This window comes from Parasphingorhabdus sp. (assembly GCF_041748495.1).
GTDB lineage: Bacteria > Pseudomonadota > Alphaproteobacteria > Sphingomonadales > Sphingomonadaceae > Parasphingorhabdus.
In genome coordinates this window covers 1-12,111 of sequence record NZ_JBGTDD010000084.1, presented here as the reverse complement: position 1 = coordinate 12,111, position 12,111 = coordinate 1, and the positions used below count along the sequence as shown (strand labels likewise).

The following is a 12,111-nucleotide window of genomic DNA, read 5'->3' as shown; positions in this document are numbered from 1 at the left end:
GACTAACGCAAGAAGATCGCGACGAGATGCTCCCGAGCGGAAAACAACGTTTGCTATACAAAGATATTGATTGAAATTGGTATGACAGAGAGTGGTCTAAACCCTATCGATAAGACCATTATTGCACCAGACGGCCGCATTGTTCTTTTTAGCTGCGAGCAGTTTATCGATGACATTGTGAAGGCGGGTTTCCTATTGAAAGAGCTTTGGCTCAACAATTATGCGAAAAGTGACCTGCGCCATACCTACGGATCACTCGATCGAGGAATATGGATCGGCGAAGCAATCCTTGCGATCACTACCGAATAAGGCGTCCGCTTCGCGCCCTATTGTGTTGAAAAACTCCGCGACCCATTTTCGACGGCAACATTTGGAACCCAGATACGCCGCTGCATGCATTAATGATTCACGCGGCCTGGCGCTGCTGAAATATTGTTGCTGAAAATTGGCGCCTGCACCGCCGAGCCCGAGTTTTACAACATAATATCCCCAATAGTAGCCTTTCACCAGCAATTGCGATTGTTCCGACAGCGGTCGCTCCTTGCTATGCGTAGTTTTCGATCCTGATCTGTGCGTAGTAACTTGCGAAACGTCGGCGACCCCATGCTGAAAACATCTCTCCAAATTTGAGATTTAACCTCCAATCAAGATCAAGTTTCCACTCGCCTAAGCTGCTAATTGTAGCAAAATAGCAGACGTCAAACATTCCAAGTTTACCGGTATCTGGCGGCCACCTTCATTTTGATAAATGAATTGCCTGCGACCCAAATGGGGCCGGCGGGTCATGTCTGTGAATTTAAAGAAAAGTGACATAGTCCGACGGCCCCGTATGATCACCGGCAAGCTATTGAGTTGCTATGCCGGTAAATTTTCCGGCGTGTCCTTGCGGGGATATCGCGGGGGGCGAAGGCAAGAAACACGCCGGTCTGATCGATCTAGCTGCCCAAATCATGCAAGCTGCTATGTTGATCGTCAGAATTGGTTGATATATTTTAACTCATTTACAGCGAACGTTGCCTTTATCGATTTCGCGGCCAATAAGTGCACCGGCCCCGGCTCCAAGCAGGGTTCCCAATATGCTTGAGCGACCATTATCAATCTGGTTGCCCAAAATACCGCCGGCGATCGCGCCAACGATAAGACCAGTCGTACCATCATCCCGACGACAATAATAACGCCCGTCATTTCCGCGGTAGACACGATCATTGCGGCTCAACTGTCGTTCGGCACGGCTATTGTCCGCCCTGTAGTAACGATCCGCATAATAACCATTCTGGCCAGGTTCGTAGCGGTTGTAGTCATAATCGCGGTAGTTGGTGTTGTAGCCATTGTTTGTCCCATTGCGGTAAGAACGATAGCTGCGCCTGTTGCTGGTTGCGTCGCTATATTCTTGGCGTGCATGGCGTATATTTTGATCATATCGGCGCTTTGCGTCACGGCGATCCCTGCTATTGCCAGCCCCGCGCAGGTCTCGGTTATATTCGTTTCGTGCCTCCCGCAGGTCATCATTATATTCCCGACGGGTGTCATTGCTATTATAGTTGCTGGAATAGCCGCGGTCATAACTGCTTTGCGCCGTATCCCGACTTGAATAGTTGTTTGGGGTTGCACATGCTGTCAGCGCGAGAGATGAAGTCAGCGCGAGAGCGAGAATATATGTTTTCATTTCAGTTCCTTGAATGAGTAACGTTGATTCTTCATAGCCCGCGCGCCTCTCTCATATATCTTTCGCGTTAATTCGCCCGATACTACTTACGATTGGAACGACTGCGATTGGATCAGAATATGAGGAATAGACCTCTTCAGTTTTGGATATAAGGATCGGAAACTACTCAGCCCGATCGTTTAAGGAGATGGCAGTGGCAGCTGGGTTCTGTTCTGCGCGGCATTCTCCTCTAGGGCGCGTTTGATATTGCCAATGTTCGCGCAATTGCCTCAATCAGTTGCGGAATGAAAAAAGGTTTTTCCAAAATAATGGCGTCAGGTAGTCGCGACCGGACCTTCCGCGGGTCACCGGTGACGAATATATGGGGGATGTTTCGCTTCTTCTGAATCTCTTCGATAGCTGAAATGCCGCTGCCAACGCTTAAACCAGCATCTACAATCATAAAGTCAGGCTGATATTTTTCTGCTTGGAGAACAGCGTCGGCTTCTGTGCTGGCAATGGCGCATACCTGATAGCCGAGGCTCTGTAGAGTTTCTTCAAGCAGCAGGCCCACGAAAATTTCGTCTTCCACAATCAGCACTTTGAGCATTTTGTGTAACATATTTCTCATTCATTTTTTTGCCAGCTCGGGTCTGATAGATGCGCGCTTCAGGTTTTCAAGATAGGGTCGGAAACTACTCAAATATTTGCTGTGCGACAATAAACGAAGAGCATGTTAGACTGCTCGGGCATGTTGATACTCTGCATGCATTTTGTGGAAGTGACGCAATATGGCGGAAAAATCTTCCTCTGTTTTAGAGACATCGTTGAGCAAGCAGTCGTTGTTGACGTCTGAGGCGGACGCCGTACCCGCGACTCTACCAATCGTCGGCATTGGTGCATCGGCTGGCGGCTTGGACGCGCTTACCAAACTAGTCTCGGCGCTTCCTGACGATGCTGGCATGGCATATATTCTCATTCAGCATCTCGACCCAACGCACAAAAGCCTAATGGCAGAATTGCTTGCCAAACATACGGCTATGCCAGTGTTGCAGGCTACTGAGAACTCAACCATTTCAAGCAACCACATTTATGTTATCCCGTCTGGAAGCTATCTCTCGGCAAATGGCGATAGGCTCCATCTCTCGGCACCGACCGCGCCTCATGGCGCGCGGATGCCTGTCGATTTTTTGTTTGAATCGATGGCAAAAGAATTCGGCGAGCGTGCCATTGCAATCATATTATCGGGCACGGGTAACGACGGCAGCTCCGGCATCGAAGCGATAAAAAACAGCGGTGGTTTCGTTATCGTCCAAGATCCTGCTGAGAGCGAATATGACGGTATGCCGCAAAGCGCCATTGCCAGCGGAGCGGTTGATCGGGTACTTGCAGTGGCAAAGATACCAGCGGCACTTGCAGAATATGTCCGGGGCGTTGAGGTGGCGGTGGCACCAAAATCGCCCGAAGCAATGATCAATGTTCTCCCAAAGATCATCGATCTTATGCGCAGACACACCCCGCATGATTTCACACTGTATAAAATGGGCACTTTGCAACGCCGGATCGAGCGGCGGATGGCGCTGGCATCTATCCCGGTCACCGACATGGCCCGTTATCTGTCAGTTCTGGAAAAAGATGCAGCCGAATTGAACCTGCTTGCAACCGATCTGCTCATCAACGTCACCAGCTTTTTCCGCGACCCCGACGTATTCGCGTTGCTGGCTAAAACGATCGTGCCAGAAATCGTTCGTCTTCATACCGAGGACCGGCCGCTGCGAATCTGGATTACTGGATGCAGCACAGGCGAGGAAACCTATTCGCTCGCGATGATTTTCGTAGAAGCAATGGAAGCGGCGGAGCGCACAATCAGGCTCTCTGTCTTTGCTTCGGACGTCGATCCCGATGCTGTAGCTACCGCACGTGCAGGTCGTTATCCTGGCACCATCGCTGCAGATGTCTCGCCCGAGCGGCTGGCGCGGTTCTTTGTCGAGCAGGAGCATGGCTATACGGTGGTGCCCGAACTGCGTGCAAATATCGTTTTCAACGTTCAGGACTTGCTTACAGATCCGCCATTTTCGAATTTAGACATGGTGTCATGCCGTAATCTTCTCATCTACCTTGGTCCCGACGCGCAGACCAAAGTCATCGCGCTCTTCCATTTCGCATTGCGGCAAGGCGGCACCTTGCTGCTTGGCAGTTCGGAAACTATTGGTCAGGCCGCTGGCCAGTTCGAAACAGTGGTCAAGTCGGCCCGGATCTACCGCCGCATCGGCAAAAGCCGGCCAGGTGCTTTGTTGTTTTCGGCTAGCGATGGCAATCGCCTTCCCATGCTAAGTTCAGCATCCCAACGCCAAAACTCCTATCGACAACCCGCTCTTGCCGAATTGTGCCGACGCCTAGTGCTTGAAAGCTATGCTCCTGCGGCCGTCCTGATCAACCGCAAGTATGAGTGCTTGTATTCTATGGGTCCAACGGATCGCTATCTACGGGTAGCTCCTGGCTATCCCACGCATGATCTGCTTGCGATGGCGTCGCCGGGATTGCGTACTAAATTGCGCGCTGCGATCGACAAGGCCACCCGCAAAATACCGCATGTCATTGCCGCAGGCGGTCGCACCAAGCATGATGGGCGGGCGCTACCATTCTCGATCGACATCCGTTTGGTCCAGCATGATGGTGAAGAATTACTGTTGATTGGTTTTGTCGATGCAGCAGCTTCATCGAAGATGGCCAGCCAAGGGAAGCAACCGGCCGACGCGCTGCAGGTTACCGATCTCGAACAGGAACTCGACGCTGCACGCGCCGATCTTGCTGCTGCGATCCACGACCTTGACACCTCGGGCGAGGAACATCGCTCGGTCAATGAAGAAGCGCTGTCCGTCAACGAGGAATATCAGTCGGCGAACGAAGAACTGTTAACCTCCAAGGAGGAATTACAATCACTGAACGAGGAACTGACCTCACTCAACGGCGAACTCCAAGAAACGCTCGAACGCCAGCGCACTACTTCAAATGATTTGCAGAATGTGCTCTACAGCACCGACGTCGCCACATTGTTTCTTGATGCGGAACTCAAAATTCGGTTTTTTACCCCTGCAACCAAAGCGTTGTTCAACCTCATTCCCGGTGATGTCGGACGACCCTTGTCGGACCTTCACGCGCTGTCGTCAGATCCGACACTTGCCGATGATGCGCGCGGTGTGCTCCGCGACAGCGCGGCGAGCGACAGTAAGGCGGGCGAACGCGAGGTCGAGGTGCCGGGCGGTATCTGGTTCATGCGCCACATACTGCCCTATCGCACCGACGCGAATGTCATTGAGGGGGTCGTCATTACCTTCACGGACATCACGGAGAAAAAATTCGCACGCAAGGCTCTGGAGGTGGCAAAGTTCGAATCCGAGCAGGCAAACCGCGCAAAATCACGCTTCTTGGCAGCCGCAAGCCATGATTTGCGCCAGCCACTACAGTCTCTCGCGCTGCTGACCGGGCTGCTGGGGAAGGCCGTCGAAGGAAAACGCGCGCATTCTCTGATCAAGCGGCTGGACCAGACATTGGTAACGATGTCCGGGATGCTCAACACCATGCTCGACATTAACCAGATTGAGGCTGGTGTGGTCCAAGCTGAACCAGTGGATTTCGTGATCGGCGATTTGATAGAGAGCGTCCGCCGCGATTTCGTCGATCAAGCAAAGGCTCAAAAGCTTGAATTGAGAGCCGTTCGCTCCACACGAATTCTCCACAGCGATCCGATCATGATCGAACAGATGCTTCGCAATCTAATTTCGAATGCGCTCAAATATACCAAGCAAGGCAAGATACTCATCGGCTGCCGACAACACGGCGAAGTCTTGAGTGTCGAAGTCTGGGACACCGGCATTGGTATCGCGAAATCCGAACTTAACGCGATATTCGATGAATATCACCAGATCGACAATGCCGCGCGCGAACGCAGCCTGGGCCTTGGCCTCGGACTCTCGATTGTCCAACGTCTAGGCATGTTGCTTGGTCACCGCGTTAGCGTCCGGTCGCTGCCCGGCAAGGGCTCGGTTTTTTCAATCGAGGTTGCGATACCCAAAATGACTGCACCCTCAACGTTGGTGAAAGCGAATAAACGCAAGCGAAAAATTGTCCAGCCAACCATTGCGTCAACGTCCACGCCTTTGGCAGGAAATATTCTCATTGTTGATGATGATCCTGATCTGCTCGATCTGCTCGATCAACTTTTGACCGGAGAAGGCTACAAAACGGCCACTGCACCCGATGCCAAGACGGCAATTTCGATGATTGCTGCAAAAACGTTCCAGCCTGACGCAATGCTGATCGATTACAACTTACCGGGCGGCATGAATGGCATTGAACTCGCAACCGAGACCCAAAAGATGTTGGGACGGGTCGTTCCTGTAGCCATTCTGACCGGCGATATATCGACGACGACATTGCGCAAAGTCGCGGCAAAGAATTTCGTGCAATTGAACAAGCCGGTGCAGCTGGATGTGCTGGAACAAGTGATACGGCAGTTGCTCACACCCAAGCCAAGCGACAGTCAAGATGGTGCAACCATCTATATTATCGACGATGATAGCGATATTCGCGCTACCTTGCGCGAATTGCTTGAAGCAGATGGTCGTAACGTCAAGGACTACGGCGACTGCGAATCTTTTCTGGCCTCTTATCGTCCGGTTGGCGAAGCATGTCTGTTGCTCGACGCATATTTGCCCGGAATCGGTGGTATCGATTTGTTGCAACGGCTTAAGATCGCGGGATACCACCTGCCGACGATAATGATCACTGGCAGCAGCGCAGTCCCGATGGCGGTGGAGGCTATGAAAGTTGGCGCCATCGATTTCCTGGAAAAGCCGGTGGGTTATGCGGAGTTAAGAGTCAGTATCGAACGCGCGCTTGAACTATCCCGTGACGAGTCTAAGCTCCTCGATTGGCAAACTGATGCTGCAATGCATATCGACGGGCTGACCCCGCGTCAGCATCAGGTGATGGATATGGTACTGGCCGGTCATCCCAGCAAAAACATTGCTGCCGACCTAAACATCAGCCAGCGGACCGTCGAAAACCACCGAGCGTCCATAATGAAAAAAACCGGAGCCAAATCAATTCCCGCACTTGCACGCCTAGCACTAGCTGCCGCTGGGCCGCTATCAGCTGACTAGTTTCGGAAGCTACTCGGGACTTTTATTACCGACAAATTCTAAGTGCGTTTCTGACGGAAAGTGAAGCGTGACTTTGGCATGCTACACATCGCGCATCTCCAGCACATGACTCTTCGAAGATGATGCCGAGACGCGAGTTTATCGCCATCGCCTGCGGTAGCCCTACGGAAAGCCGCGTGAGGACGCGCCAAAAAATTACTTTTCAAAAGAAAAACATGTGGGATCGTGAAACTATTCCTGTTGGTATCCGTATCTAGATCGACGCTCGAGTCCGAGCCTCCTCTTCTAAAGGAACAGTAATTTGTTGAAATCCAGTACCGCCCTCAATTCCGGGGCCAGTTTCGCGCGTATATCTTTCGGACGCACCACCGTTGCCGGTGCCATCGTCCTTGCCAGCCTGGCACTCGCTCCCTCTGCTTCCGCCCAAAATGAATGTGGCATTCCAGACAGCGACACGGTGACCTGCTCGCCCGATGACAATCCCTATGCAAACGGGATTACCTATCTTACAGCCGACGAGCTGACGATCATTCTGGAGGATGGCGTCGTGGTCGATACATCCGCCGGATTCAACAGTGGCCTTTTGCTGCTCGGTGGTGACGAAGAGCTCACCGTGAACGGCGCAACCAATACATCAATCACTGCTGGTCAATTTGGCTTTGCTGTGCTTGCGGCGACCAACGCCGGCGATCTCACCCTGAATCTCGATCAGGTTTCCGGCATATTGTCAGGCATCAACGCAAGCTCGGCATCCGGCACGGTCACGGTCAATGCCAATGATGTAACGACCAGCGGCGATCGGGCGACCGGCATAAGCGCATCCGGCAACAGCGGCGATGTTTTCATTGATGTGGGTACCGTAACAACCACCGGAGCAAATTCGGGCGGGATCGTTGCCAATACGGCAGGCGACATCACGATCAATTTCGACAGCGTGACATCGACCGGCACTGGTGTTTCCGCGACTGGCGGATCGAACAGTGTCGTTTCCGTAAACGGCGGCGATGTGACGACTTCGGGTGACAATGCTGCTGGCATTCTTGCACGCGGCAATTTCGCCATTGGCTCCACTGGCTCGATCAATGTAGCTGCCGATAATGTCTCCACCGAAGGAACGGCGGCAGACGGCATCAATGTGGAATCCCGCTTCTCTACCGCGACGGTTGACGCCGGAACGGTGAACACAACCGGCGACAATGCACGCGGTATCGTCGCCATTGGCGGTGCAGAGGCAAATATCGCTTTCGATTCCGTGACCACCAGCGGCAACGGCGCCACAGGCATTCTCGTGCCGTCCGGCAGCTTGTTTGTCAGACCGACGGCCATTGCAGACATTTCCGGCGGAAATGTTTCGACAAATGGTGATGATGCTATCGGTATCGCCGTCGCTGCCGGCACGACCGCGACCGTGGATGTTGATATGATCAGCACGACAGGCAATGGTTCGACCGGCTTGAGCGTTGCGCCAGGTACGGGCGGATTGTTCGGAACAGCAGACACGCCATCGGCTACCCTGTTGGTGGGTTCGGTTTCCACAACGGGTGACAATGCTGCCGGTATTGACGCCAGTGTCACCGATGATCTGTTTGTGACGGTCGGAAGCGTTTCCACTTCAGGCGATACATCCAGCGCACTCCTCGCCACGACCACCGGCGGCAATGTCACGGCAACGGTTGATGGTGCGGTGCTTGCTACCGGTGCAAATTCCGATGGACTCGTGGTAAACAGCGGCGGGAACGCAACTGTAAACATCGGCAATGGCGGATCCTTTGCCGTCAGCCAGGGCGACTCCATCGTCATGAACTCGGCGGGCGTCAGCACGCTCAACAATGCCGGAATGATCGGCAACAATGCCGGCGGTCTTGCTGTGCTTGCCACTGGTGGCCCGATCACGATCAACAATAGCGGAACGCTCAGCTCGGACATCGTGCTGACATCCGGGGCAGACCGGATCAACAATTCCGGAACGTTCCTGGTCGGCGTCAATCCTGATTTCGGTACCGGTGCTGATGTGTTCAACAATAGCGGCCTGATCCGGGTCGGCAGTGGTGCGGCGGTCATGGCCTCGCCAACCTTCACTGGTCTTGAATCTCTGACCAACAGCGGAACGATCGATCTGCGTGATGGTGGTGCCGGTGACACGCTAACCCTGCCAGGCACTTATGCAGGTGCCAATGGTACGCTGGGTCTGGATGTTCTGCTTGACGGAACCACCAACCTGTCCGACGAACTGATCATCGGCGGGCTAGCCAGCGGTACGACGACCGTGGAACTGAACCGGCTTGGTGACAGTGCGCCCCTGTTCAATCCCGGCACCATATTGGTTCGTGCAGCAACCGGTTCTGAGGCTGACGCCTTTGATCTTGCCGGTGGATCGCTCGACGCAGGCTTTGTGCGCTACGAGGTCCAATATGATCCAGCGAACGGCACCTATGCGCTGACCGGCGCGCCGAGCGATGCCGCATTCCGAACCCTGAATTACGCCGAAGGCGTTCGCAGCATCTGGCTGAAATCGGCCGATGTCATTTCCGCACAGCTGCGCGCGCGCCGCGATACGCTTTGGGCTCAGGGTGACTCGACCCCATCTGGTCGTCTGTGGATGCAAATGCATGGATCGGTTGAACAGCGGGAAAGTCAACGCGACTTCAATGCCTTTGGCCAATCGCGCAATGTCGACATCGGCTATGAGCAGGATTATTTCGGCGGTCAGCTGGGTCTGGACATTGCCGGCGGAAGCGGTGAGCGCGGAGGATTCGCTGCCGGTATCACGGCGGGCTATATCAACTCGTCGCTGAATTTCGCAGGCTCGACCGACAGGATGCGCTTCGATGTGGTCAATGGCGGTGCCTATGCAAGCTACTCGGCTGGCAATTTCTTCGTCAACGCGCTCGGCAAATATGACTATTACTGGGCCGATGCGCAGGCCGGCAATCTGGGCTTCCAGCAGGACTTCAACGGCGGCGTGTACGGCGCCCGCGGCGAAGCCGGATTCCGTTTCGGCAGTGACAGTTTCTTCGTCGAACCGGCAGCCAGCATTTCCTATGTCAAGAATGACCTGGATGATCTGACACCGGCAGGCACCACGGTCAGCTTCGATGACGACGATGGCCTGCGCGGACGCGCCGGTGCGCGGATCGGTGGGCAGTTTGATGTCGGCGCCTCAAAAATGGCCGTCTATGCAGGCGCTAATTATGTCCATGAATTCAAGGGCCAGGACAATGTGACCTTCACCAGCGGTGGCCAGACCTTGAGTTTTGCCAATGACCGTCTGCGCGATTATGGCGAAGCGACCCTGGGCCTGACCATTGCACAATCAGAAGCAGTCAGCGGGTTCATCGAAGGCAATTACATCCGCTCGTTCAACAAGGACGCGGGTAATCTCGGAATTGAAGGCGCCGGAGGCCGCGCCGGTATTCGCGTTAAATTCTAGACTTGAATGCTAGCAGGATAGGGGACGTCGAAGGCATATGCCTTTTGCGTCCCCTTTTCTTTTGGATGAAACCGTCGTTATAGATCTGCTTCTCAATGACCATGACGCCAGGCACAAGATCAGGGTTCGGCAACGTGTGAGGCTGACCCTATCCTGCTCCGGCTGATCTCCCATGCGTTTGCAGCAAGGGATCATCCCATCCACAATATTTCGCAGCCAATGGTCTCCGATTATTCCACGCGCCATTTGAACCAGCTTGTTCGCCTCCCGATATCATAGCCGCCATCATCAGCGGAACACAGCCATCGGAACTTACTGACCGTCAGATCATGCGGAAGAACAATATCCCGCTCGACTGGCCCAGCCAGCGGATCATGTTCGGGTTCGCATGAACTAGATGCTCAGGGGAAATTACCCCTCAAAATGATCTATACGCCAAATCCATCCATCTGCATCTGGACTCCAATATTTGGGCCATAGAGATAATCCATGAGAACTCAGCATATCCGCCGCTTCCAGAGCGTCTCTGGCACCCGAACCATTGCACCAACGGCGTGCAACCCTCGGACATTGCGCGACAAGATCCAGCCATGCCGCTACAGCTAAGTAGTTGGTTTAAATAGATAAAAATGGTGATGCACCATGAAGGAAACATACTGTCAGCATCGTCTCGGTAACCTACTGTATTTACGTGATTTAATTGGGAGCAGCGCTTCCGAGAGACCATTCTTAAATGAGCGGGTAGTGGGTTGGCGGCCTATGCGATAACATACAAGCTCTGATAGGTGACCCCATGATTTTAGTGCGAAACTCGATCAGAACATCGGCGCATTCCAGTTCGATACCTTGCCGGAACAGACCCAATCTTGGCTGGCGACTGAAGAACCGATAACACCGTAACGGTACCGGCCGGTGGCTTGGAAGCTTGACCAGTTCCACTGGCCCCTTGCCGCAATCCCTCTTGACCCGCAGTCAGGACTTTGCCCGATTCGTGCAGAACACGCACGGACATAGACACGTTCGCTACATTGGTTGGTGTAGGTGACGATGAACCTCTCGCCCTTCCGTGATGCACTGGAGACAACACAATTGGAACCATTCGACGTTTTGCCACTCCAGCAACCACTATCGTTGCTCTGGGCAATTGCTATGTCACTGGACATCCCTGCTACACTGGCAATTAGTACCATTTTCAATACGGTCTGATTCATCGAACATTTCCTTTTGGTTGATCACTAATCATTTTCACAAATTGGCTTCGCAATGGGAGTGCACGGATGCAGTCAAACATTGGCTCGACAAGCAGATCCTTTTGCCTCCAGCTCGAAACCGCTATTAGTGATAGAAAGGTGATCCAGAGGTTACACCCCCCAACTGGGTGGGTTAGAAATCAACGCGCGTTCAAATAAAAGCCTAGTCAGGCAAGTCCGGAAAGATCTCCCGAGCGGGCCGCTTCGATCATCAGGTTGGCACGGCCGTAGCCCGATTTAGCGCACATATTCTTTACATGCCATCGGATGGTCTCATAGGATACGTTCAAATAACTTGCGCAATCTCTCAAACTGCATCCTACCGTAAGCGACAAAAGCAGCCGCGTCTCTTGTTCTGTAAACTCATAAGCAATGGCAAATATGGGTACGGAATTCGACGCCTTTTGTTGCTTGACTGTAAACATTATCGTTTCTTCCTGATGCGGAAGCCACTCAAGCTGTTGTGCTATGGGAGAGAACCGAAATATGGTTGCGTCAATACGAAATGATGCCGACTCTCCGGAGAGAGCGACCGCGATCGCTTCAAGAAATGCTAACTTGAGTCGCTTGTTATCGAAAACCAATCTGTCATTTGTGAGGGAAAGCTGCCCATCAAGCCAT

At 53.2% G+C, this 12,111-nt stretch carries 7 protein-coding genes; 3 read left to right on the top strand and 4 right to left on the bottom strand.

The features are described from left to right. Nucleotides 1–66: 66 nt before the first annotated feature. Complete coding sequence (locus ACEW8J_RS06755; protein ID WP_373490877.1) at nt 67–309, top strand: hypothetical protein; 243 nt, start codon at nt 67–69, stop codon at nt 307–309. A gap of 688 nt (nt 310–997) precedes the next feature. Here the strand turns inward: ACEW8J_RS06755 and ACEW8J_RS06750 are convergent. Next, nucleotides 998–1,666, bottom strand: a complete 669-nt coding sequence (locus tag ACEW8J_RS06750) for a glycine zipper 2TM domain-containing protein (RefSeq protein ID WP_373490876.1) — start codon at nt 1,664–1,666, stop codon at nt 998–1,000. Nucleotides 1,667–1,895: 229 nt separating this feature from the next. Continuing rightward, nucleotides 1,896–2,267 carry a response regulator gene (locus ACEW8J_RS06745; protein WP_373490875.1) on the bottom strand — a complete coding sequence of 124 codons (372 nt, stop codon included), beginning with the start codon at nt 2,265–2,267 and terminating at the stop codon, nt 1,896–1,898. A gap of 169 nt (nt 2,268–2,436) precedes the next feature. Between ACEW8J_RS06745 and ACEW8J_RS06740 the strand changes: the two genes are divergently transcribed. Together ACEW8J_RS06740 and ACEW8J_RS06735 are read left to right on the top strand one after the other, a co-directional pair. Continuing rightward, nucleotides 2,437–6,810 carry a chemotaxis protein CheB gene (locus ACEW8J_RS06740; protein WP_373490874.1) on the top strand — a complete coding sequence of 1,458 codons (4,374 nt, stop codon included), beginning with the start codon at nt 2,437–2,439 and terminating at the stop codon, nt 6,808–6,810. A 301-nt stretch (nt 6,811–7,111) separates the two neighbouring features. Continuing rightward, nucleotides 7,112–10,240, top strand: coding sequence for an autotransporter domain-containing protein (locus ACEW8J_RS06735; RefSeq protein WP_373490873.1), 3,129 nt, complete (start codon nt 7,112–7,114; stop codon nt 10,238–10,240). A gap of 815 nt (nt 10,241–11,055) precedes the next feature. Here the strand turns inward: ACEW8J_RS06735 and ACEW8J_RS06730 are convergent. Both ACEW8J_RS06730 and ACEW8J_RS06725 read right to left on the bottom strand, forming a co-directional pair. Beyond that, entirely contained in the window at nt 11,056–11,451 is a 396-nt protein-coding gene (locus tag ACEW8J_RS06730; protein ID WP_373490872.1) for a hypothetical protein, read from the bottom strand. Between the two features lie 206 nt (nt 11,452–11,657). Continuing rightward, the coding region (locus ACEW8J_RS06725) for a helix-turn-helix transcriptional regulator (RefSeq protein WP_373490871.1) at nt 11,658–12,111 on the bottom strand (454 nt) is incomplete at its 5' end.